The following is a 24,265-nucleotide window of genomic DNA, read 5'->3' as shown; positions in this document are numbered from 1 at the left end:
TTTTTGCTGAGTCTTAGTTGAAATACAGAGCGAGCGCGAACTGTACCGTGCTCAGGCCGAGGTTGATCCCAGAGATGGTTGGCAGGTCGGTTTCAGTGCCCTGTCCATTCTTTTCAGTTCCGGATTGGCTGGAATAGCCAAATCCGTACTCAAGTGAGAGAGACACATTACGCCAAGCGAACCACTCAGCTCCAAGGATGAGTCCGGCCGAGATGGTTGAACTCGACGAAGAGCTTGTCTCAGTGCCGCCAACCGAGGTTGATCCACTTGTGGACATAAAGCCCACCTGAAGGCCTGTGTAGCCACAGACAGTGCTGCTATTGACAAGGTTAAGGCGGAGGGCCGGAACGATCGAGAAAGAACCGTTCGTTTCCTTTGCCTCGGCATCACCTTCGCCGGCGGTCTCGGAATTCGTTCCGAAACCAACCCCAGCTCGAATCTGCAGGCCATTGCTAATGTAGTATCCCATGCCAACCCCACCATTGAAGCTACCAGCTCCAATATTCTGAAGGCCGTTCAATGTAAACAGCATCAGAGCGTCTCCAGCTTTTGCACGACACAATACATCGTCTTGTGCCGACACCCCTGCTGTTGCCAATACAACAGCCATCACGAATGTTGCTAGTCGTTTCATACGACTTCCCCTATGAAAATGGATGTGAACGATCCAACCCCCAATTGCTGCAAGGGAGGTTTTTCGAACATACGTAATTTATCACGGCGATGCGTTCTCGGCCTGATCTTCCTAATTGAAGTAGAATGAAAGGGTAAACTGAAGCGTACTGAGCGAGAGTTCGATATCGGTGTTGCTTGGCAGATTTGACTCTACACCACCGGTTGTTGTTGACCCACTACTAGTGGAGAAGCCGAGGAGGTATTCAAGTCCGAGAGCTACGTTTTCCCATGGGAAGAATTCAGCGCCGGCAAACACACCTGCCCCGATCTCCGTACTTGAGGAGGAAGAGGTCTCAGATCCGTCAACAGTGCTCGATCCGTTCGTGAGGCCGAGGTTAACCATGCCACCGGTGTACATCACGATGTTTCGATTGTGCGCAAGATTGAATCGAATTCCTGGTGAAACAGAGATCGTTGAAGATTTTGACACTTCTTCGCCGGTACCGTCGTTCTGACTAACAGTGGACGAATTCAACCCAAAACCCAAACCAACTCGTAGTGCGATATCATTGCTGATGTAGTGATTGGCTCCTATCCCGCCCTGATAGTTGTCAGCACCGAGATTTCCGAGACCATTCAACGTAAAGAGCATCGCTGTTGAACCTTCTTTGTAGCGAACAGTGGTGTCCCCATTTGCATACGTGGTGGAAATGGTGATTAGCCCCATGACAAAAAATGCAACGAGTCGGTACATAGATTCGTCCCCCGTGTTGATAAACAATCGTTGTGCCCCACATGCATTGGGCACGTATCACCGACGAACATAGCGAAATATTCTTCGTATCGCCGAAACCCCATTAGCCAGATCTCGTGCAACTGAAACCCCTTCTGCAGCGTACACAGTGTTCTATGAAGATCGCCATCCTAATACTCGCATCTGTCCTCCAAGTGGGCATGTGTTTTTCGCAGAACCAGTCAGCGACGGTCATAACGGGAACCGTTGTTGACAGTGCATCGATGGAGCCGATCCATGGTGCTTCAATTCGGGTAGAAGGCACTACAACGGGAACGTACACCCGCTCAGGTGGGCGATTCCGCTTGCCCCTTCCCAAAGGAGCTACTACTCTTCGAGTTCGAAGCGTGGGATACCGAGAGAAGGTTGTTCGGATCGACCTGAGTCAGACGGTGATGACGATCACGCTGCCTTCATCTGCAACGTCATTGACCGGCGTGAAAGTTGTTGGAGAGATCACACCTGAAGAGATCATCAAACGTGCTGTAGAGCGTAAGGAAGCGAACGCAAAGAGGATCACCTCGATCGTTAGCACTACCTATTCAAAGCTGAAAGTGAACATCGATATGGGTGGGCTGGATGAGGGGAATTCCGGCCCGGAGAACAGCATTACCGAAACATTCTCCAAGATCTACGACAGACGCAGTCCCAACCCCAAGAAACACGTTCGTATCCTGCAGCGCCGGCAGACGGCCAACGTGAGTGCACAGGATAATCTGGCGGTGTTCGATGACTTCTTTGACTTCACACAGGACGAGATAACGCTCATCAAGACAACAATGGTGACGCCCCTTGGCAAGGATGCGCTTGACGAATACACCTACACATTACTCGGCAAGAAGCCCCTTGGCGATCAGATGGTCTATGAGTTGGCCTTTGAACCAAAAGCACGAGTGTTCCCGGGTTTTGAGGGTACACTGACTATCGTGGAAGGTACCTATCAGGTTGTGGCAGCAAAATTCTCCCCTACCGACGAAACAGCTTTTCCGTTCCTGAAGGATCTCACCTATGAACAACGGTATGAAAAGGTGAACGATACCATTTGGGCGCCTACCTATCAGAACGTTACCGCTTTGGCAAAGATCCGCATCATCGCCGGACTCATGGAGATCTCGGCAGATGTTGCCGCACAGACGTATGTGACGGATGTAGCCATCAATGTCCCGATCGACGACTCTCTTCTGTCTCCGCCGATCTCCGGTAAAGCAACCTCAAGAACAGAGGCAGGGGGCGCAACAGTTCGGATCGAGAAAGAGAACAGCACTGTCACCGTGGACGCCGCAGCTGACTCAACCAAGCCAGAGTTCTGGGAAGAGCATGCATTCGCGGAACCATCAGATGAAGAACGCAGGATCTATCAACGACAGGACAGTGTGAAGAGGGAGGGTGGCAATAACAAGGACACCACACGTCAAGGCAGTGATGGTGTACGGACATCGTTGTGGAATCTCTTCACCGTTGGTGGGGTAACCGTTGGTGTGGACCCCATGCTCGACCGTTCTTCGATCACCGGAGTGATCTACGGTGGTACACTCAACGTGTCTTGGAGCCCCATACAGCTTTCTGTTGGAGGGGGCTTTGGAGATAAGGACACCAAGGTGGGTAGCGTGGATCTAGAGATCAGCGCAATCAAGAACGACGATGTCCACGTGAAGCTCTTTGGGACGGTGATGTCGTCTCTGGCAACGGTCCAGGAGTCCCGCACTATCGTAAAGCGACTCGACTTCCTCCACCTTTCGAGTTTGCTCTACACCGACAACTTTGACTTCTTCCGTCGCGACGGATGGGAGGCCGGTGCCTCTCTCAAGACAGACGACGTAAACATCGCTTTGAGCGGCTCATGGACTCGACACATCAATATGCCGCTCGTTGAAACAGTGGACAGGGTTTCCATCCCTGCCGTTGCCGGCGACTATCAGATGCTTCAGCTCGCTGGGACATTTCTCGAACCGGGGATCATTGATGCCTTCATGGGAACCGCTTCTCCCGTCACGATGCGAGTGAACGGGCTTCTTGGTCGCGAAACACAGACCGATGTTGACTTCTGGAGCGTAGATGCCGCCATCGATGCGCGTATTCCAACGTTTACTACGGGCTACATGCCCATGGAGTTGGATGTAACGGTGCACGCCGGCATTCAGTCCACGCAAACTCCTACACAAGGTCGGTTTGTGACAGCTCGACGTTTCCCGATCCTTGGTTCTCGCCTCGACTTCACAACGGCAAGCATCAATGCATTTGCCGGAACAGAGTTCGCTTCGGTTGTGACCGAACACAACTTCTCTGATATGTGGTGGCGCCTTGTTGGCCTGCCAACGTTCTCCTCCGGACGGGGCGTGGACCTCATCGGTCGGTTCGCAGCCCTTAACGTTACTCAGCGCGCCCAACCAGTTGTTCCCGGCCAGGTGTTTGACTCCACCCCCGGCATCTATATGGAAGCCGGCTTTGCTGTGGGACGCATCCCTACCTTTGTGAGCGACCTGTTCTGGCTTCGATTCGATGCCATGTGGCCTGTTGGCCCGCTTGCTCCTAAGGGTTCCTTTGGGTGGGCCATCACGTTGAGCAGTCCACTCCTGTAACGTGTAAAACGTATCTTTGTGGATGTTCGAACCCCAAAAAACCAGCATCTCCGAACTCCGCGATCGTGTGGACCAACTTCGGAGGTTCCTTTGACATCGATCGTAAGCGCGACGAAATAGCCGAACGTGAGATGTTGTCCCAGGCCCCAGATTTCTGGGACGATGCCCAAAAGGCCCAAAAGACGATGCAGGAATCCTCTACCCTGAAAGACTGGGTCTCTACGTGGGAGTCTGCTCAACAGTCCGTTGGTGATGTAGAAGCTCTTATCGAGCTCGCAGAAGAAGCCAAGGACGAGTCGATGGAGTCCGACATCGTAGCCGAGCTCGACCGATGCCAGAAAGCCGTTGACGAGCTGGAGCTTCGCAAGATCCTTGCCGGCCCCGATGACAATCGCAACGCGATCCTCACGATCAATGCCGGTGCCGGTGGAACGGAAGCACAGGACTGGGCAGAGATGCTCATGCGCATGTACACGCGGTGGGCAGAAAAGCACGAATACGAGGTCTATCTCGCCGATGAACAGCCAGGCGAAGCTGCCGGAATCAAGAGCTGCACGCTCGAGGTCCGCGGTCCGTTCGCCTATGGTTATCTCAAGGCGGAGAATGGTGTACACCGTTTGGTTCGCATCAGCCCGTACGATTCCAATGCCCGACGTCACACGTCGTTCTCATCGGTCTTTGTCTACCCAGAAGTAGAAGACGATGTTGAGATCGTTGTGAATCCGGCGGACGTAGAGATGGATACCTTCCGCTCCGGCGGTAAGGGAGGCCAAAACGTGAACAAGGTTGAAACTGCTGTTCGCCTCCGTCACATTCCCTCGGGCATCGTTGTTGCCTGTCAGCAGGAACGCTCACAGCTCCTCAACCGCGAACACGCGATGAAGATGCTCAAGAGTAGACTCTACCAAAAACGTCGCGAAGAAGAAGAAGCCGCAAAAGCCGCCATCGAAGGCACGAAGAAGAAGATCGAATGGGGCTCCCAGATCCGTAGCTACGTCTTCCAACCCTACACCATGGTCAATGACCACCGTACGGAAACGAAGATCACAGACGTTCAATCGGTGATGGACGGCGATCTGGATGAGTTGATCAAGGCGTATCTGTTGTTGGAAGACAGTTTGATGACTAATGACTAATGACTAATTACTAGTTACTAGTTACTAGTTACCAGTTATCAGTTACTAGTTAGAATTAGCACATTAGCACATTAGCACATTAGCACATTAACATGATTCACGGCATAGGCACCGATATCGTTGACGTACCGCGCATCAAACATTCGTTTGATGAGTATGGGGAGCGCTTTCTGAAGCGTGTCTTTACGGAGACAGAGATCGAGTACTGTGAACGTTTTGGTGAGACGCGGTTTCTGCATTATGCAGCGCGGTTCGCAGCAAAGGAAGCGTTTTCAAAGGCCATCAAGACCGGTATGCGCAACGGGATGTCCTTCAAGCAGGTTGGTATCAAGAACATGCCATCGGGTGAACCTGTCATTGAGCTCTTTGGTGAAATGGCGGAACGCTGGGGCAAACACACGCTACACGTAACACTCTCCCATACAGGGAGCATTGGTCTTGCAGTTGTTGTCATTGAGGAGCCAGTATAATGTTCAGATCAATCGCAGACTTCCTCTCCACGTGGAAGTATGAATCAGAATCAACGGTCAAGATCTTTGAACACCTTACGGACGAAAGTCTGTCTGCAAAGGTCGATCCCGAAGGCCGCACCTTAGGCAGGCTCGCGAATCATCTCATCGAGACTCTTACGGAAATGCCTCACAAGCTTGGGCTGCCCCTTACAGAAGAGTTTCCCGCTCATACAACGGTTGCAGATCTTGTAGCTGACTACCGCAAGAAGTCGGATGAATTGGTAGCTGCTATCAACGCAACCTTGACCGATGCCTCACTTCCAGAAATGCGCGACATGTATGGAGAGCAATGGAGTGTGAGTATGGGGCTCCATGCACTTGTTCTCCATCAAGCTCATCACCGCGGTCAAATGACCGCAATGATGCGCCACCATGGTCTCACCGTTACTGGTGTGTATGGACCCGCACGCGAAGAATGGGCCCTCATGGGCATGCAACCCCTCCCGTAACCCCGTAACCTCGTAACCCCGTAACTCTGTATCTCTGTATCTCTGTATCTCTCTTCAATGCTTCCTTCCATCTACACCCCCTCGGAACCCTTCACCCTCGGCCTACTCGGCGGTGGTCAGCTTGCCAAGATGACGGCGCAGGCAGCCTATCAAATGGGGCTTCGTGTTGCCGTGATCGAACATGGCGAGAACTCCCCGGCGGGCGTGATGACCAAGCTCGAATTCCCGGGCGGATGGAAGGATCCGGAAGAGTTGGAGAAGTTCATTCAGGCATCGGACATCATTACACTTGAGAATGAGTTCATCGATCCTGAGATCCTCGATCACATTGCAGAGCGCAGGTATGTATTCCCAACAGCAGATACGATGCGGTTGGTCCAGGATAAGTACACCCAGAAGCAGACCTTTGCTTCTGTAGGCGTACCAACTCCGGCGTTTGCAGTCATCGAAACAAAACAAGATCTCTTCGACTTCGGAGAGAAGCACGGATATCCGTTCGTTGCCAAGACGCGGCGTTTCGGATATGATGGATATGGCAATGCCACCATCAAGCGTGATACAGAGATCGATATGGTTTGGCGGAGGTTCATGGAAGGGGAGGAGCCCCGTCCGTTGCTTGCAGAGTCCTTTGTGACGTTCACCAAGGAACTCGCTGTGATGGTAGCGAGGAACAAGCGCGGTGAAGTTGCCGTCTATCCATGCGTGCAGACCATTCAACAAGGACACATTTGCGTAACGGTGCTTGCTCCGGCTCCTATCGAAGAGCATTTACAGAAGCGGGCACAAGAGATCGCATTGAAATGTGTAGAAACGATCAATGGTGTTGGGGTCTTTGGTGTGGAGATGTTCCTCACCACCGATGACGAGATCCTTTTCAATGAGATCGCTCCTCGACCGCACAACAGCGGACACTATACCATCGAAGCCTGCATCACGTCGCAATATGAGAATTGCGTCCGCGCAGTTACCAATATGCCGCTTGGATCACCGGCCATGCGCGTGCCAGCCGCGTGTATGATCAACCTTCTTGGCGAGAGAACAGGCAGTGGCATTCCGGACAGCGTGGTGGAGATGCTCAAGATCGATGATGTTGCACTCCATCTCTATGGCAAGAAGGACGTGCGGATGGGCCGCAAGATGGGCCACCTCACCGCAACCGGTTCAACGGTGGATGATGCATTCGCTCGGGCGAACATGGCGCTCGAACGTTTCGTATGGTAGCGGTTGTCCTGCTGTTTCTCCTCTCCTGTTGTTCGGCCTATGCTAACGACAGTTCCTTTGAAGCGTCGGGCAGTACTCTTCTTCCTCTTCGCGACAGTACGATTCGCATGGTGCGAGAAGATCTGAAGATCACCATCCGGGGTAAGGAAGCACGGATCGATGTGGAGTATGTCTTCGTCAACGATGGTCCGACGAAGACCATCACTGTCGGATTTGTAACGCCCCCTGCCTTTGGTGATGTGTCGGAGAATCTTCAAAGCAAGCCACAGATCAAGAACTTCACCGTTGTTGTCAATGGGAAGAAGCTTGTCTGGAAGATCCGCAAGGTCACTCCCGCTGAACGTTCGCAGAACTTGCATCTCTATGCTGAGGACTTTGTCTATCTCTTCGATGCTACGTTCCCTCGCGGCAGAACACGTGTAAAACACTCGTATCGTTTCAACGCTGGAAGCAGTGTTGATGCGCCCATCCATGTGCCCTACAGACTTACCACAGGAACGCATTGGCAAGGTGGGTCGATCGATACATTCCGGTTGACGGTGGATGGCGGTAAGGGGCGGCTTATTGGCGTTCCTGCAACGTTCATCGGTGATACTGTTACCCAACTACCATGGAAGCCAACAGGTCGTGCGGTGCGTGCAGACAGCGTTGGCTATGATCATTACTATGACGACGGACCACGTCAGCCCGATGTGGTGTGGTCAGTTGAGAACGGCGTTCTCGTTCTTGTGCAATTCAACTTTGCGCCGAGACAGGATCTGATGGTGACGCTTCACAGCGGCCTATCGCTGTATGAGCGCGCGATCATGTCTGCAGACCATGCATGGATCGCTCGGCTTTCTTGCGTTGAGCTGAAGGAGCTGAGATCGTGGCTCGAGATGACGCTGTCCTTTGCGTCTGGGAGCGATGATCGAGATTATGATATCGACCGGAAGGTGCTTGCGATCGTCAAGCAGGCTAAGGTAAAGAATCAGTGTCGCTGAAATCGACGTCGGAACCAGAGGAGAGCCCCCTTGACAGGCGTTGTCTCGTAGTTCACCTTGATGGCTACTACAATGCCAATGATGCCGATCAGGATATTGCCCGACCACATGGCGATGGCTGGACTGAGGATATTCCTATCAGCAAGCTTCTCTCCGCCGATCAACGTAGCCCAATAGAGAATATAGAACCCAAGTGATAACATGGCGCTTACGCCGAAGTTGCCGCCCTTTGTCACAACTCCAAGCGGACAGCCAACGAGCACAAAGATCACGCAGGCAAATGGGATCGAATATTTCTTGTAGATCTCTACGAGATACTTGTTGGCCACCTCGTGTTCGCTGCTTCTCCGGTACGCCTGGCCTTCCAATGTTGAACGAACGCCGGAGACCGTTGCGGAAGCTCTGTCCAGCACCTCACGCTGCGTTGGATGAAAAGTTGGAAGCGAGCTCGGTGCGAAAAGGTAGGACATATGGGAGGTGAGAACAGAGTCGAATTCTCGGGTTGCCTGTGACTCTTCGGACTGTGCGCGATTCACGATAACAAACATATCGTCGATGTTCATCTCGCGATCGCTTCGTGAGGAGCCCGAAACATCGGATTCCTCATAGAAGAATCGATCGGCTTGCATCGCCATCTGATGTCGATCAAAACGAATCACACGGTAGTCGTTCGGTTGTCGAACAGATGTTTGGTGGATCTCGCCATGAAAGAGGTGTACTACAAGACGCGTAAGTGATGGTGAGAAGGCCATCCGTCCGGTATCCGCTGAGACAACAGTTCTTCGATCGTTGTTCGAACGGTCATAGATCGTCACCCCCGTCATCAGGCCCGTGGAGTCAACATGTCGAGCAAGGATCGTAAATCCCTCAATGTGTGTTGTGAACTGACCAGACTCCAACGCAAACGTTGGCTTCGTGCGTGTAATGTCTCGCATCATCCCGCTCAACCGCAGATTGGTGTCGGGCAGTACCTGATCCGTATACCAGAATGAGAAGCCCCATAACATCATACCAACGATCATCGTGGGTATCATCATTCGGAAGAGTCCCATTCCGCTTGCCTTCATCACAGTGATCTCGTGGGCAGATGACATCGCGCCAAAGGCCATCAACGTGCTGAAGAGTACTCCGATCGGTATGGCGAGAACCACGATCCACGACAGATTGAGAAGGAGAAACTCTCCGATCGTGGGAATATCAAGCCCCTTACTTGTGAGCTGATCCACCCATCGCATGATGTACTGAAGGAGGAAGAGGGCCATGATCACCGACGTTCCAAAGAGGAAGGGGGCGATGTGGGTTCTGAGGATGTACCGAAAGAGGATCATCGGTTACGCACGCGCACGTTCACATTCGGCAATGAGCTGCTCGAAATGTGTGTGTTTCTCCGGCTTCGCTGCCTGAAGTGTTCTGAATGCTTCAATGGCACGTTCAAAGTTGCCTTGTTGCATGTAGATCCGAGCAATGGTCTCGGTAACAACCGTTGGCCCGCTCCCCGGTTGTGGAGCCGGAGCGAGTGATTGTGCAACCTCCACCGGCTGGCGCGGCATACGTGCCTTCTCGAGTCGATGCGCTAGTTCCTCAAGAGACACAGAGCGCTTCGGCTCTCTTGGTTGCTCTGCCGGACGAGTTGTGCGCCGCATTGTGTGGAACTCTCGAAACGCAGGTGGCTCACTCAGATGTGCGATCTCCCTTCTTCCTCGCGAACGCATTCCTTCGAATCGTAACGATGTATACTCTAATCCCGGGATCAATCGAACACTAGAACTCTTGATGATCCGCTGGTCGTTGGAAAGCGGCGCAGTATCGATCAGCACCAACAACGGCACCCGCGTTGGTGCTGCAACAGGCGCTGCAACAGGCACTGGAACTGGCGCTGCAACAGGCACTGGAACAGGCTCTGGAACAGGCGCTGGAACAGGCGCTACAACAGGCGCTGTCTCAGCCACTACATAGGCAAAACGCCTTCCGATCTCCTCCCGTATCAGTCGTGCGTCCTCGGGCTGACCAAGGGCATCGTAGGCTTGAGCCAGAAGAACGTAGCCACCGGCATAATCCGGATAGTACTGAAGTCCGCTCGCACACAGACGTGCCGCATCTACAGCTCTCTCATTGCGTAGCAACGATGCTGCCGTGACCGCGAATGATGGTGCTGGGCGTTCGGACATGATCTGGTAGGGGGCTCTACTGTTAACGGCGATCGCCAAGAAGGCGAAGCAGGAACAGGAAGAGATTCACAAAGTTGAGATACAACGAGAGTGCACCAACGATGGCTCGCTTTTGTGCGAGTCCTTCACCGGCAAACATCACGATCGCTTGATCCTTCATGCGATTCATGTCATATGCTGTGAGCCCGGTGAAGATGCCTACACCGATCAAGCTGACGGCGAATTCAAGGGCAGAGCTATCGAGGAAGATGTTCACGACTGAGGCGATGATCACACCAACAAGCCCCATAAAGAGGAACGAACCCATGCTGCGCAGATCACGCTTAGTAAAGAAGCCATAGGCAGCAGCAGCCCCATACATGCCTGCGGCGATCACGAAGACTTGGAAGATGCTGCCCAGCTCATAGATGAGGAACAGTACGCTGAACGCAAGGCCATTGGTGAGTGCATAGGCGATGAATGTTGCAGCCGCTGTACTCGGCTTCATGGTGTCGATCTTGGCCGATAGGAAGAACACAAAGCCCAGCGGAGCAAAGAGGACAAGCCAATAGAGTGGCGTTCCGAAGATCGCATTCAAGATCATCGGTGATTGGGAAACGCCGAATGCCGTTAGGCCGGTCAGGAGCAATCCGCCTGTCATCCATGCATAGACGCGTTGCACATAGGCGCGTACGACCTCGGTAGAGACCACACCGGCAAATGATTGTGAGGATGGCATGTTCATGAGTTCACCTCGAAAGAAAGGTCACGACGTACGTGTGACAACAAAATGAGCAAAGTCAATGAGAGCCGTCTTGAAAACGGATTCGGGGAGAATGACGAGGGACGAGACCGCCTGTTGTTGCAACTCCGTTGCCTTTTCCTGCGCCAGTTTCGTTCCCTCATACGTTGCTACGAACTTCTGTACGGCATCGATATCCTTTCGATTGCCGCGTTTGGACTTCACGATCTTGATAGCTGCCTTCGCTTCGGAGGCAGGAGCGTTCTTCGCAGCGTAGAGCAGTGGCAGTGTGATCTTGCCTTCGCGGATATCGTTTCCAACAGGCTTACCGAGAATGCTGCTCCTGGAGGTATAGTCCAATACGTCGTCTCGGATCTGGAAGGCAAGGCCTGTCAGTTCGCCGAACTGAGAAAGGGCAGCTCGAATGGCGGGGTCTGTAGAGGCCGATATTGCGCCGATCTCGCAGCAGGTGGAGATGAGTGACGCTGTTTTATCGGAGATGATCTTGAAGTACGTCTCTTCGTCCAATGTCTTTTGTCTGCTCTTCTGGATCTGAAGCAATTCGCCTTCGCTCATTCTGCGTACTGCTTCGCTGGTAACGCGCAGATAATCGAATTCATTGCTGTGAACGGCGATGAGGAGCCCCTTGGAGAGAAAGAAATCTCCAACAAGAACGGCTACCTTGTTTTTCCATACAGCATTGATGGACGCCATTCCACGGCGCTCATCGGCCTGATCCACTACATCGTCGTGAACAAGTGTTGCGGTATGCAGTAACTCAACCATTGCCGCACCAACGTAGGCGCGGTCTGTGATACCGCCACATGCGCCGGCGGCAAGGAAGACCAGTGCCGGGCGGACACGTTTGCCACGTTGACGAAGGATGTAGCGGATCACCGTATCGAGCAAGGCTGCCTTTGAGCGCATCTGCTCGCGCAGATACCCGTCGAACTGTTCAAGCTCAGACGAAACAGAGGCGCTGATGTCTTTGATCGACGTGGCGTTCATGGTTTGGGTTTCGGATTGGCAAATCTCGCTATCACCACACTGATCTCGAATAGGATCCAAAGCGGAACAGCTACCATGAGCTGCGAGACTGGGTCCGGTGAAGGTGTGATGACGGCTGCCAGGATGAGGATGACAACGATTGAATGTCTGCGATAGGTGGACATGAGCTTCGCCGAGACAACACCAACGCGCGCTAGCACAAAGGTCACCATCGGCAGTTCAAAGATCAGTCCGGAAGCCAGGAGCATGTTCACGAGGAAGCTGAAGTAGTTGCCAACAGCGATGTTGTTCTCAATGTTCGGATTGGCGAACTGTGACACATAGGACATCATGCTGGGAACGAGAAGGAAGTACCCAAACGCCACGCCCGCTAGGAAGCACAGAGACGTGATCACGGTGATCCGTCCAGCCCACTTCCGCTCTGTCATGTACAACCCCGGTGCCACAAAGCCCCATACCTGATACAACACCCACGGAAACGCGAGAATGATCCCACAAAGGAAGATCACTTTGAAGTATAGGAAGGCCTGACCGAACGGTTCGATGTTTTGAAGTTTTACGTTGGCTTCAAGTGCAGGCCGAAGAAGGATGATGTTCATCACTTCGTCGCCATAGAACCCAACGATCACACAGCCGATCAGAATGCCTACTACTGCTTTGAACAAACGGGAACGCAATTCCTCGAGATGATCGAGAAATCCCATTTCGTGTCCAACCTTTGCGTTCGGTTCTGCCGTTTCTGACATATTGTTGTGCTGTGTGCGATGAAGTGACGAAGATACGCAGGACCAACGCTCATTTCGGGCTCGATCAGGCGCAATTGCCGTGCCGAATGCGCAAAGGCCCAATGTTTACTCCCACTTAACGCATAACGCAGAAAAGCAAGGGAAAAAAGTTCACACCGACCAACTTTTTCCCTTGTAGCGATGGCCTCCGGCGTTCAATTTTGCACCCCCTCGAAAAAGGGACGGCGGTGTGGAAAAGCCAAATAGTCGACGATCTATGAGGATCTGAAACGGGGCGGTCCACATCGCCGCAACAAAGTGTTCAGTAAGCGCACGTTGCGGTGGAGGAATTTTTGGGTGAAAAAGACTGAGACGCTGAACTTGTTTGCGGCAGATACATCTGCCGGTAGTATGACGACAATAGCAGGTACAAAGGGGATGGGCCGGAGCACTGCACACCTCGGCGCGTCGGATGCAGAAGGACTCTGGTCTCAATGCTTAGGCATCATACGCGATAACGTTTCCGATCAGGTATTCAAGACCTGGTTCGAGAAGATGCGTCCGATTAAGTGGGACGGTATCCAACTCACCTTGGAACTCCCGAGCCATTTCTTCTACGAGTGGATCGAACAGCACTATGCATCGCTTCTCCAAAAGACTGTTCAAAAGGTCCTTGGTCCGAAAGCAAAACTGCAGTTTGAAGTCCTTGTTGATGAAGGGGCTTCCACACCGGAGAAACGCACGGTGAAACTCCCCGGCCTGCGTGGCGCAAGTCAGCCGTCACTTCCGTTCTCTGAATCAAAGGTTTCGCAGCCGAAGACCGGCCCAACAGCTCACTACCCAACGTATTTCAATCCTCGCTATACGTTCGAGAACTTCATTCGCGGAGAGAACAATCAACTCGCAACGTCGGCCGCTATCGCAGTGGCAGACAATCCGGGCGGAACGAAGTTCAATCCACTGGTGATCTACGGTCCAACAGGACTTGGGAAGACGCACCTTGTGCAGGCCATTGGTAATCGAGTTCTCCAGCGCAATCCCAATGCACGTGTACTCTATACGAACTCAGAGAAGTTCACGATGGAGTATATCAATGCGATCCAGACGAATAAGATCCCTGACTTCACGAATTTTTATCGTGGAGTGGACGTACTGATCGTTGATGATATCCAGTTCCTGGGTGGTAAGGAAAAGACGCAGGATATGTTCTTCCATACCTTCAATGCCCTGCATCAAGATGGACGTCAGCTTATCCTTACCAGTGATAAGCAACCAAAGGATCTCGCGGACTTGGATGAACGACTTATCTCGCGTTTCCAATGGGGCTTGACCACAGACATTCAGCCCCCTGACCTCGAAACGCGGATCGCCATCCTTCAGCAGAAGAGCATGGAAGAAGGCATGGACCTTCCGGGCGACATCCTTGAATATGTTGGCAGACACGTAACATCAAGCGTTCGTGAACTAGAAGGCTGCCTGATTTCACTCCTCGCCAAGGTCTCGCTCGATAATCGTGAACTCACGATCGAACTAGCAAAGGAAGTTGTTCGCGGTGTGTCGAACTCTGCATCATCGCGGACCATGACCATCGACGATATCAAGAAGGAAGTGTCGGCCTATTACAACCTCGACCAAGCACTTCTCTCCGCAAAGACCCGCAAACACGAGATCGTCCTTGCACGCCAGATGTGCATGTACCTCTCCAAGCAACTCACGCAAACGTCGCTCAAGAGCATCGGCATGCACTTCGGCGGTCGTGATCATACTACGGTCCTGCACTCCTGCCAGCAGATCCTTAACTACATCGACACGGATAAAAAGGTCCGCCAAGATGTGGAGTTCTTGAAGAAGGCGCTGCGAGGGTAACAGCGAACGCAGAACAGCGAACGCAGAACACAGAACAGCGAACACAGAACAGCGAACACAGAACACAGAACACAGAAAATGAAGAGAGCCCTCACCACTAATTCGGTAAGGGCTCTCTCTGTATTCGCTGTTCTGTGTTCACTGTTCGCTGTTCACTCTTCGCTGTTCTGAATTAACTCAAACTCTTTCTTCGTCAACGGCAACACGCTTAATCTCCCTTGCTTTACCAGGGCGATGTTCTCAAATCCCTTTGTGGATTTTATGGTTGCAAGCGTGACAGGATTCTTGAGGGGACGTACGGGTTTGAGATCAACAACCACCCAGGCTTCATCCTCTGTTGTGGGGTCTTGGTAGGCGGTCTTGACCACCTCGGCGATCCCTACAGCTGAACGTTCATCTCCGGAATGATAGAAGATCACTTGGTCGCCCTTGTCCATCTCGCGCATGTTGTTGCGAGCTTGATAGTTCCGAATGCCGTCCCAGAATGTTCTCTTATCCTTCACAAACTGGTCCCAGGAGTAAACCTCCGGTTCGGATTTCACGAGCCAGTACTTCATCGCTTATCCTTTGGTAGACGAACAACCACACGATAACCGGATGGAGATCCAGAACCGGTATGGGTGATGGTGTAATCAACGTAGTTCAAGGAATCGGTGAAGTGTCCGGCATTGATCGCGAGGTAGATCTTGCCGGGAATGCTGTCTGTCATCACCGGACGTTGTACAGACGCGTTGGCGCAGCCGCAAGAGCCCTTTATGCCCGTGATGCGGATGCTGTCCCCCTTAACACTGAACACGTTCACCATTGCCTGCACAAAACCCGTTGAGTCTCGCACAACACTCACCACGGGAGGGTCGAAACGAACTGATGGGGTGGGCCTGGTCTGTTGGGGAGTATACCCACCAAGTGCAACGATCAAAGCAAAGAGGAAGGAGGAAGGGGCTATCATGACCGACTCTCGGTTATCTGAGGAAATACCTCAGAGAAATCGTAGAAGCCCTTCTTGTCTGCTATCCAATTGGCTGCAACAAGCGAACCATGAGCAAATCCGCTTCTGTTCTTTGCATTGTGAACGATGTCAATGGAGTCAAAGGCACTATCGAGCACCACAACGTGTTTGCCAACCACCTCACCGCCTCTGGTTGACGTAACATGCAGCGCCGATGGGTCGATCTTTCCGTGTTGTGTCTCGCTCACGATATGGTCCTTACGCAACATTTCATCAAGGATGACATTGGCAACTGTAAGTGCAGTGCCACTTGGACTGTCTTTCTTGCGGTGGTGGTGCCACTCGTGTACCATAACGTCGTACGAGGGTTCATCGTGTGCCATGATCGCCGCGGCCCGCACGATGCGTAGGAACATTTGGACGCCGACGCTAAAATTCGAGCCCCATACACATCCGATCTGGGCGGATTCAACTAGCCCCCTAACCTCTGCAAGGTGATCGTACCAGCCCGTTGTGCCGATCACAATGGACTTCTTCATAGCACAGAGGGTACGAACATTCTGAAGGACGGCGTCCGGTTGAGTGAAATCTATCGCTACATCGAATTCGTTGGGACCATCTACCGTGAGCGGTCGATGTTCATCAAAGATCCTCGTCACATCACATCCAAGGGAGGGGGCGAGCCGTTCGATCTCATGACCCATGGCTCCATAGCCGATAAGAGCGATCCGCGTCATGCGATTGTCTCCTGGATCTGTGGATCGTGGATCTTGATAACTCCGTCATTGATCGAGCAGATCGTTGCTTCGGGGAACGCAGACACAAGCCCGCTGCTGTGCGTGGATATCACAAGGGCCATTCCACCTTCAACACAGTATCGGAGGGTCTTGGCCACACTTGCACTGGTAACGTCATCAAGCGTACCGGTGGGTTCATCGGCGATGAGGATCTCGGGTTTGGTGGCGATGGCTCGTGCAAGGGCAACGAGGTGACGTTCTCCGCCGGACAATTGATGGGGGAACTTGTGTCGGACATAGCTGATGTTCATGTCTGCCAGCAGTCCGAGACACTCCCTCGTTGCATCGGCCTTTGAGAGACCTGCTAGTGCATAGGGCATGAGAACGTTGTCAAAGACAGAATAGTCGGAGACAAGTTTGCAGTTCTGCTGAACGATGCCCTGACGTCTGCGAATGGCGCGCTTTTGTGAAGGGCGCAGTGATGCCGTCGGCGCATCATCGATGAGTACTGTGCCCTGTGTTGGTAACAGGTCTCCATACAACAGACGCAGGAGTGTTGTCTTACCGGCTCCGGTAGGCCCCGTGAGCATCACAACGCCGCTTCCGTCAATGGTCAACGAGGCATCGTTGAGTGCCGGGATACCGTCATAGGATACGGTCACGTTACGGACTTCAATTCGCATCGTGCAAAGTTACGGTGTAGGTGGAGTAACGACCGTCGGTGTTGCCCCGGACCCCATGAGGATCGCTAGTGGCCTTGTAGATGGAATTGTCTCTAGCAGTGCCTTCAGGGCAGACATGATCGGGATCGAAAGGATCATTCCAACAATGCCCCACATCCAGCCCCAGAAGAGAAGGGAGAAGAGAACAACTACTGGACTTAGCTCCAAGCGATCGCCCATCACCTTTGGTTCGATCACGTTGCCGATGATGTTCTGGATCACAACAAGGATCAACGCGAGTATCAATGCCTGCGGAACGCTTCCGGTCTGCAGAAGGTACACGAATGCCGGGAGGATCGTTGTGAACAGTGAACCGATGTTGGGTATGTAATGAAACAGGAAGGTGAGCAGTGCAATCAAGGGGGCGAAATCGACGTCGAATGCAAGAAGAATGATGTAGGCAATAACCGCATTGATGAGATTAAAGACCGTCTTCATCACGAGGTACGTGCGGACGCGTGTATTCAGCGTTTCAAAGAGCTGCAGAACAACAGTTGCCCGCTCGCCACGAAAAGCCGAAGCGATCTTGCCGGGAAATGCTTCGCTCGCGCCGAGCATGAAGAGCAGGTACAGCAACACCATCACTCCGTCGCTCACAATGGTAAGGAGCGTGCCTACCTGTCCCGTTGCAAAATTCGTTGCCGACTCCGGCGTAAGAAGACTTCCGAGTTTGAAGGACCCCTTGCCCCCTACCGTTCGCATGAGTGAACCTACCGAGTGTTCAATATCAGAGGTGACGGTCTTCAATTGCTGGAGGTAGTAATCGGAGGTAGACGCGAATTGCTCAACGCCGAGGGAGATGATGAGATAGATAAGCCATAAGGATCCGGCGGCAATGAGCATCACCGTGAGCATAACAAGGGGAAACGGGACTCGCCAGGCTCGAAGCTTGTGCACCAGCGGTTTGAAGACCATTGACAGGAATCCGGCCAGAACAAATGGCAAAAGAATGCCATTGAGCGTATGCAGGATGAACCCGCCGGCTACAATAGCCAGAAGGAGTGAGGAGATGGCAACAAGTCGTTGCCAAGGTTGAACGATGTCCATGTAGTCAATATACCTAGTTTTGCACGCCACTTTTGGAGACACCCCATGCAACGCGGACCTATCTCACAGTTCATCGAAAAGAACTACCTACACTTCAACGCAGCAGCCTTGGTGGATGCAGCCAAGGGGTATGAAACCCACCTTGCCGAAGGCGGCAAGATGATGGTGACCCTTGCCGGTGCCATGAGCACAGCCGAGCTGGGCATCTCCCTCGCAGAAATGATCCGCCAGGACAAGGTGCAGATCATCTCTTGTACCGGTGCCAACCTTGAAGAAGACATCATGAATCTTGTAGCGCGCTCGCACTACAAACGGGTTCCGAACTATCGAGACCTGTCTCCACAGGATGAATGGGACCTTCTTGAAGGGGGCTTCAACCGTGTAACAGATACATGCATCCCGGAAGAAGAAGCATTCCGAAGGATCCAGAAGCACATCTTCAAGCAGTGGAAGAATGCACAAGATGCCGGAGAACGCTATCTGCCACATGAATACATGTACAAGATGCTGCTCAGCAAGGAAATGGAGCAGTATTATGAGATCGATCCAAAGAACTCGTGGATGCTTGCCGCAGCCGAGAAGAACCTCCCCATCATCTGTCCGGGGTGGGAAGACTCCACTATGGGCAACATCTTTGCCTCCTACTGCATCAAGGGCGAGCTTGTTTCGACCACGATGAAGAGTGGCATCGACTACATGATGTGGCTCACCGAATGGTATCGTGCGAACTCAACGGGCAAAGGCGTGGGCTTCTTCCAGATCGGTGGCGGTATCGCCGGCGATTTCCCGATCTGCGTTGTTCCGATGATGTATCAAGACCTCGAATGGCACGATGTGCCGTTCTGGTCGTACTTCTGCCAGATCTCGGATAGCACCACATCCTATGGATCGTATTCAGGTGCTGTACCGAACGAGAAGATCACATGGGGTAAGCTCGACATCAATACACCGAAGTTCATCATCGAGTCCGATGCCACCATCGTTGCTCCTCTGATCTTCGCCTGGTTGTTGGGTCAATAGATGCGCAGACTATCACCACTTTTCGCGCTTCTCCTATCGTCTGCTTCTGTGTGTTCCGCCTTTGTTGTTGATTCAACAAGGGTGGACACCATCCCAACACGTCCAACGGTGGTTGTCACCGCATCACGCGTCCCACTGGAACTCAGCAACGTGGCACGTACCGTGGATGTGATGCATGCCCACGATCTTCAGCGTCTGCCGGTACGCAGTATCCAAGATGCACTTGTCTTTGTCCCGGGTGTAGACTTACGCACACGTGGACCATACGGCGCTCAATCGGACGTTTCCATTCGTGGTGGATCGTATGAGCAGACAACAATGCTCTTGAATGGTATGCGCCTAACCGATCCGCAAACGGGTCATCATCAGTTGAATCTGCCATTGGCCCCCTTAGACATTGATCGGATAGAGGTGGTGAAAGGGGGCGCATCTCGACTCTTTGGTCCGGGTGCAATGGACGGTGTGGTGAATATCATTCCACGGATACCTACGGCATCATCGTCAACAGGTTCGGTGATCGGCGGAGACTTCGGATATCTGGAAGGTCGTGCATCTGCTGCGCTTCTCACAGGAGATGTTCACAACGTGCTTTCCGGACAATACGTGAAACACAATGGATATCGTCAGTCCACCGACCTCAAACTCGGCTCGGCGTTTTTGAGCGGCGGTCTGACAACCGCTGAAACAACAGTGAACTGGTTGGGTGGCATCGTTGATAAGAGCTTTGGTGCGGGGTTGTTTTATTCTCCTCGCTTTCCGGATGCTTGGGAGCACACGCTTACATGGTTGGCCGGTCTGCGGGTTGCAACGCCCCTTTCAGAAATCTGGACTATGAGCGTAGCTGGACTCTACAGAACGAACACCGATGAATTCCTCCTCAAGAGAGATGATCCGGCGTTCTACCGTAACACACACACTACGCACTCAGCCACGGTTACTGCCCTTGTAACTGGAACCTACTCGTTCGCAACACTCACGTTAGGGGCAGAAGGCGGAGCAGACAACATCGTCAGCTCCAACCTTGGCGACCACGATCGCGTGCGCGGAGGTGTGTCCGCTGAGATCCGTGCACCTTTGACGTCAGATGTCTTTGCTACGGTTGGTGCCAACATCACGGGCTTCAGCGACCGTACCCCCGGCGTTGGATATGGCGCGGATCTGCAGTGGCGTCCTACAGTAGACCTTAGGGTTTTCGCTACTGTGAATCGCTCCTTCCGCATCCCAACGTACACAGAGCTCTACTACAAGGATCCAACAACGCGCGGCAATGCAGCGCTGCTTCCTGAGCATGCGATCACAGCAGAACTTGGTGGCAGCGTATTGGTCGAGAACATTGAGTTTCGTGCATCGGGTTTCATACGCAATGGACGTGATCTTATCGACTACGTACTGGATACCGGAAACATCTATGTGGCTGAGAACATTGAGTCAGTAGATATCCAAGGGATAGAAGGTGTTGTAACGATCCCCGTGCAACGTCTGTGGAATGCATCGCCCCTTACCATGCTTCAGTGGACCGTGAACTTTGCATCCGTGGAATCAACGGCCAATGCTCAAACCCGCTATACACGTGATCAACTTCGGTGGCAGAGCATCATCCGAGCAGATGTTACGATGCCACTGGACGTTTTGTGTACGTTCACTGTGCGAATCGTAGAGCGCTATACAGATGGCGTAATGCGGAGTATCGGTGATCTCCGACTTCAACGTGCTTTTGGCGGCGTTCGCATTCTTGCCGAGGCATCCAATCTTTGGAACACCTCCATGATCGAGGCCGGATGGGTGCCGATCGCACCACGTTGGTTCAGGGCCGGTATCGAAGCGTCGATCTACTAACGAGTGACAGCGAAACGGATCTGCGATCGTAGACCAACGATCGAATAGACACCGCTTGCTACTGTTGAAAGCATGATCCGCTGTTCAGTGTTCTGTGCTGTGATCGTGGCTATCAGAACTCCTGTCGACGAAAACACACGATACTGTTCACCGATCTGCATTCCTCCCACCTTTAGGTAGGGGGCTTGCCAGTGCGCAGTGAGTAGTGCATTCTCGCCTTCATCCACACCTGCTTGAACATCTCCCAGGATCACGTCTACGTAGGACGGTAGATGATCCGAGGCACACTTGAGAGCGGCGGCCATCTCAGCACTGACAAGTGTGTTCGTTGGTTCGTCGATAGACTCATTGAGTCGAGCAAGTCCGTCATTACCAAATGACGTGTACGTCTGAGGAAGTACTCGCGAGCTGAGTTCCTGACTCGCTAGCAAGAGATCGAACCGATCATCTACGCCTCCATCAACACCACCGCCGCATGAGCCAAGTGTTGTTTTGCGTGTGCATTGTGTGTAAATCTTGGAGAACGAGGCATCGTTGCGGCGCCACGAGTTACCAAGTGGGTCTACAAAACGCCTGGTTGCTGTTGGGCCAACAAGGGCAGTGTAGGCAGCTTCAGTTGGACCATAAATATTAAAGTCACCACAGATCATCACGTGAGGTCTGGTAGTGAGTGTAGCGATCAATGTGTTGATCTCCCGCAATCGCTGTGCTGCCTCTGCTGAGCCATCTGATGCTTTCAAGTGGACAGAATACAGGACGATTGTATCTGCCAAGGTTTGATCGTGTGGACGCAGTGCAAGTACTACTTCTTGAATGTTGCGCAACTCTGTAGGGATCACCCGTGAGCTAACAAGATCGAACATCGACTGGTTGTAGAAGACCATGTGGTCCGTGTCCGGACCATCTACGAAGGGGATCGAAGCGAAGGGAGCCCATGTGAATACTTCCGATACAAAGCGGGGTCCGGCCGTGTTGTCCTCTACTTCCTGACTCAGCATGATGTGAGGTCGGATGCTGTCGAGAACTCTCTTGAACTGCGGTATCCTACCGTCTTCGTTGTCCTGGGAGAATTTCAGGATGTTGTATGTGCAGACCCGAACGGTATCTACCGCATGTGCAGGTAGAGCGAGCATCACCACGAAGGACAGAGCAACAAGGAGGCGTTTCATATTCCAAGTTAGGAAGAACGCTCAGTACTCGCCCCCTATCACTCTATCGCGTAATGAGGGAGTGGAGACCTTGGGGAGACGCGACGGACGCCTTGTAAGCCCTGTAGTATCTGTGAGAGCGTTCATGAATGCAATGAGATCTGTACGGTCCTGAGTGCTGAGGTTCAGGTTGTCAAATGGCAAAGTTTGAAAGGGCACATCAAGGCCGATCCCACGTCCACCACCTCGAGCATAGAGATCCACAACATCCTCAAGATTCGTATAGGCACCATTATGGAAGTAGGGGGCAGTCAGTGCAATGTTGCGGACGGTTGGCGTTTTGAATGAGCCGCGATAAATAAGAGCATTCTCGCGGTCGATCCCGCCTGCCCTTCCCGGGTCGGGATCAGCAATGGCCTTCACCGTATCGTGTCGAAGTGGCACACCGATGATCTCGGATTCGCTATCGATGAATGACGGTGGAACGTATCCTGCATAGGTTGGTGGGAAGTGACAGGATGCACATGCAGCCCTGCCAGTGAAGAGGGAGAATCCGCGCCGTTCCGATGCGGAAATAGATACCGCTTCACCTCGCAAATACTTGTCGAACCGAGAGTCAAATGAGACCAATGTTGTTAGGTATGCACTTATAGCAATGCCCACATTAGTTGCATCAACCGATGCCGGACCTTTACCGCCAAAGGCCTGCGAAAAGAGTGAGATGTACTCATCAGACGTGCGGAGTCTGCCAACCATCTCCAATAACGTAGAGTTGAATTCCTTTTCATTGGTCACAACATGTGCGATCACGTCGCGTACGCGCATTGCCAGAAGATCAGAAAAGAACCGTCGGGAGTGAACTGCATTGATGAGCGTTGGTGTGTTGCGATCGAGTGTTCCGGTCCGACCCATAGCCATACTTGCTCGTCGTCCGTCGGTAAACCCATGCGCCGGATCATGGCATGATGCACAGGCACGCTCTCCTGTTGCCGAGAGAATGGGATCGAAGAACAACGTTCTTCCAAGTTCAACAAGGTTCGGCGTGATCGAAGCACGTGTGATCCCACTTGATGCCGAAGGGTAGAGCACATCTGTTGCAAACATGCTTCTCGCTGTAGGGTTGACGATGATCTCGGATGGACCGATCTCCGTGGATAGTTCGATCTCCAATGCCAATTGGATGCTCAGGAGCCGTCCATAGAGCGGATCGAGTGTAGTGCGGATGAACTCGGCTCGGTCGAGGTCATCGAATGTGGATGATCTCAGGGTTAAGGATGCGGAATCAATGAGTTCCGTGACGATGTCAACAAGAGCAACCTTTCCTCCACGGGACGCCAAAGCCTGACGGAAGAGTTCGGCCATACGTCTGACAGTCTCAAGAGCAGGGAGATCATCTATGATCCTTGGGTCGGAAGCAGGGCGGTCGAACCCCGTGATGCCCATTGTTGTGATACGCATCACACCCGAACGTGCCGCCTCGATGATCATTCTGTCTGTCCATGGTGCCGTGATCATCAATCCCGTAACTGCTTGCAATGAAGTGCGCAGACTCGATGACAATACTCGTAGTTGTTGTAGGTCTTCACTTGTAAGGGTGTCATCGCCATAGAGTAGTTCATCGATCACCTGGAGTCCTTGAGGTTCAAGGACATCAACGAATTGCGATTTCACATCGAGCTTGGGAAGGGGCGCCCCGTTGATATAGGTCGTAACAGATATCGGGTCAATGTATTCGAGAAGGGGCTCTGCTGATTTGTACGCTATGCGGAGATCAGCGTATGACGTTCTGAGCGTGAGTAGATCCGATGTTGATTGCGCAACCAAACACACATCGTCGAATTCAACACTACGTGACCGAAGCTTCGAAGAGATCTCGGTGAGGAGTGATCGAATGGACTCACGACGTATGACATGTTCATCCGGAACAAGCCATGCTATTAGGAACGGGATGGCGGCGATGGTGAGAAGGGCGAGGAGAGACTGTTTCATGGGAACGATCGGATAAGGCCGATGACAAAGACGGGACCGAC

23 protein-coding genes are annotated in these 24,265 nt (G+C 52.6%); 9 read left to right on the top strand and 14 right to left on the bottom strand.

Annotated features, from left to right (window positions below; genetic code table 11):
• Positions 1-13 precede the first annotated feature (13 nt).
• Together IPI29_10800 and IPI29_10795 are read right to left on the bottom strand one after the other, a co-directional pair.
• The gene (locus IPI29_10800) at positions 14-634 is read right to left on the bottom strand and encodes an outer membrane beta-barrel protein (protein MBK7413031.1); all 621 of its coding nucleotides are present in this window, start codon (positions 632-634) and stop codon (positions 14-16) included.
• A gap of 111 nt (positions 635-745) precedes the next feature.
• A complete protein-coding gene (locus tag IPI29_10795; protein MBK7413030.1) occupies positions 746-1,342 on the bottom strand; it encodes an outer membrane beta-barrel protein in 597 nt (198 codons plus the stop codon).
• Positions 1,343-1,524: 182 nt separating this feature from the next.
• Here IPI29_10795 and IPI29_10790 point away from each other — a divergent pair, with 182 nt between their 5' ends.
• From IPI29_10790 to IPI29_10765, 6 genes are all read left to right on the top strand, one after another.
• Complete coding sequence (locus IPI29_10790; protein ID MBK7413029.1) at positions 1,525-3,987, top strand: carboxypeptidase-like regulatory domain-containing protein; 2,463 nt, start codon at positions 1,525-1,527, stop codon at positions 3,985-3,987.
• Between the two features lie 62 nt (positions 3,988-4,049).
• The gene (gene prfB / locus IPI29_10785; protein MBK7413028.1) at positions 4,050-5,123 is read left to right on the top strand and encodes a peptide chain release factor 2; all 1,074 of its coding nucleotides are present in this window, start codon (positions 4,050-4,052) and stop codon (positions 5,121-5,123) included.
• 92 nt (positions 5,124-5,215) lie between these two features.
• On the top strand, positions 5,216-5,593 hold the full coding sequence (acpS, locus tag IPI29_10780) for a holo-ACP synthase (GenBank protein ID MBK7413027.1): 378 nt from the start codon (positions 5,216-5,218) through the stop codon (positions 5,591-5,593).
• The gene (locus IPI29_10775) at positions 5,593-6,084 is read left to right on the top strand and encodes a DUF664 domain-containing protein (GenBank protein MBK7413026.1); all 492 of its coding nucleotides are present in this window, start codon (positions 5,593-5,595) and stop codon (positions 6,082-6,084) included. The genes acpS and IPI29_10775 overlap by 1 nt, the downstream gene beginning before the upstream one ends.
• A gap of 57 nt (positions 6,085-6,141) precedes the next feature.
• Entirely contained in the window at positions 6,142-7,305 is a 1,164-nt protein-coding gene (locus tag IPI29_10770; GenBank protein MBK7413025.1) for a 5-(carboxyamino)imidazole ribonucleotide synthase, read from the top strand.
• On the top strand, positions 7,299-8,288 hold the full coding sequence (locus IPI29_10765; GenBank protein MBK7413024.1) for a DUF4424 family protein: 990 nt from the start codon (positions 7,299-7,301) through the stop codon (positions 8,286-8,288). Before IPI29_10770 ends, IPI29_10765 begins: the two co-directional genes overlap by 7 nt.
• On the opposite strand, the gene IPI29_10760 is transcribed toward IPI29_10765, so the two are convergent.
• From IPI29_10760 to tatC, 5 genes are read right to left on the bottom strand one after another with little or no spacing between them, the layout of a single operon-like run.
• Positions 8,276-9,616 carry an LptF/LptG family permease gene (locus IPI29_10760; GenBank protein MBK7413023.1) on the bottom strand — a complete coding sequence of 447 codons (1,341 nt, stop codon included), beginning with the start codon at positions 9,614-9,616 and terminating at the stop codon, positions 8,276-8,278. The two genes, IPI29_10765 and IPI29_10760, sit on opposite strands and share 13 nt — an antisense overlap.
• A gap of 3 nt (positions 9,617-9,619) precedes the next feature.
• Positions 9,620-10,456, bottom strand: a complete 837-nt coding sequence (locus IPI29_10755; GenBank protein MBK7413022.1) for a tetratricopeptide repeat protein — start codon at positions 10,454-10,456, stop codon at positions 9,620-9,622.
• A gap of 22 nt (positions 10,457-10,478) precedes the next feature.
• Positions 10,479-11,180, bottom strand: a complete 702-nt coding sequence (locus tag IPI29_10750) for a Bax inhibitor-1/YccA family protein (protein MBK7413021.1) — start codon at positions 11,178-11,180, stop codon at positions 10,479-10,481.
• A 21-nt stretch (positions 11,181-11,201) separates the two neighbouring features.
• Positions 11,202-12,185: a polyprenyl synthetase family protein gene (locus IPI29_10745; protein ID MBK7413020.1), complete on the bottom strand. Its 984-nt coding sequence runs from the start codon at positions 12,183-12,185 to the stop codon at positions 11,202-11,204.
• The gene (gene tatC, locus IPI29_10740; protein ID MBK7413019.1) at positions 12,182-12,931 is read right to left on the bottom strand and encodes a twin-arginine translocase subunit TatC; all 750 of its coding nucleotides are present in this window, start codon (positions 12,929-12,931) and stop codon (positions 12,182-12,184) included. The genes IPI29_10745 and tatC overlap by 4 nt, the downstream gene beginning before the upstream one ends.
• Before the next feature lie 417 nt (positions 12,932-13,348).
• On the opposite strand from tatC, the gene dnaA reads away from it, so the two are divergent.
• A complete protein-coding gene (gene dnaA, locus IPI29_10735; protein ID MBK7413018.1) occupies positions 13,349-14,776 on the top strand; it encodes a chromosomal replication initiator protein DnaA in 1,428 nt (475 codons plus the stop codon).
• A 152-nt stretch (positions 14,777-14,928) separates the two neighbouring features.
• Here the strand turns inward: dnaA and IPI29_10730 are convergent, their stop codons facing one another.
• The 5 genes from IPI29_10730 to IPI29_10710 are packed head-to-tail and all read right to left on the bottom strand — an operon-like array spanning position 14,929 to position 18,231.
• A complete protein-coding gene (locus tag IPI29_10730; protein MBK7413017.1) occupies positions 14,929-15,333 on the bottom strand; it encodes an EVE domain-containing protein in 405 nt (134 codons plus the stop codon).
• Positions 15,330-15,725, bottom strand: coding sequence for a hypothetical protein (locus IPI29_10725; GenBank protein MBK7413016.1), 396 nt, complete (start codon positions 15,723-15,725; stop codon positions 15,330-15,332). Before IPI29_10725 ends, IPI29_10730 begins: the two co-directional genes overlap by 4 nt.
• Entirely contained in the window at positions 15,722-16,462 is a 741-nt protein-coding gene (gene dapB / locus IPI29_10720; protein MBK7413015.1) for a 4-hydroxy-tetrahydrodipicolinate reductase, read from the bottom strand. Before dapB ends, IPI29_10725 begins: the two co-directional genes overlap by 4 nt.
• On the bottom strand, positions 16,459-17,145 hold the full coding sequence (locus IPI29_10715; GenBank protein ID MBK7413014.1) for an ATP-binding cassette domain-containing protein: 687 nt from the start codon (positions 17,143-17,145) through the stop codon (positions 16,459-16,461). Before IPI29_10715 ends, dapB begins: the two co-directional genes overlap by 4 nt.
• Positions 17,146-17,154: 9 nt before the next feature.
• Positions 17,155-18,231, bottom strand: coding sequence for an AI-2E family transporter (locus IPI29_10710; protein ID MBK7413013.1), 1,077 nt, complete (start codon positions 18,229-18,231; stop codon positions 17,155-17,157).
• Between the two features lie 45 nt (positions 18,232-18,276).
• Between IPI29_10710 and IPI29_10705 the strand changes: the two genes are divergently transcribed.
• Both IPI29_10705 and IPI29_10700 read left to right on the top strand, forming a co-directional pair.
• Positions 18,277-19,251, top strand: a complete 975-nt coding sequence (locus IPI29_10705; protein MBK7413012.1) for a deoxyhypusine synthase family protein — start codon at positions 18,277-18,279, stop codon at positions 19,249-19,251.
• Positions 19,252-21,087, top strand: coding sequence for a TonB-dependent receptor (locus tag IPI29_10700; protein MBK7413011.1), 1,836 nt, complete (start codon positions 19,252-19,254; stop codon positions 21,085-21,087).
• Here the strand turns inward: IPI29_10700 and IPI29_10695 are convergent.
• A complete protein-coding gene (locus IPI29_10695) occupies positions 21,084-22,256 on the bottom strand; it encodes a hypothetical protein (GenBank protein MBK7413010.1) in 1,173 nt (390 codons plus the stop codon). The two genes, IPI29_10700 and IPI29_10695, sit on opposite strands and share 4 nt — an antisense overlap.
• 21 nt (positions 22,257-22,277) lie before the next feature.
• Positions 22,278-24,224: a hypothetical protein gene (locus IPI29_10690; protein ID MBK7413009.1), complete on the bottom strand. Its 1,947-nt coding sequence runs from the start codon at positions 24,222-24,224 to the stop codon at positions 22,278-22,280.
• Positions 24,225-24,265 lie beyond the last annotated feature (41 nt).

It is taken from the genome of Ignavibacteria bacterium (genome assembly GCA_016707005.1).
In the GTDB taxonomy this organism is placed as follows: Bacteria; Bacteroidota; Ignavibacteria; order Kapaibacteriales; family Kapaibacteriaceae; genus UBA10438.
Note: the sequence above shows the minus strand (reverse complement) of the source record. Positions and strands in the feature narration are given on the sequence as shown.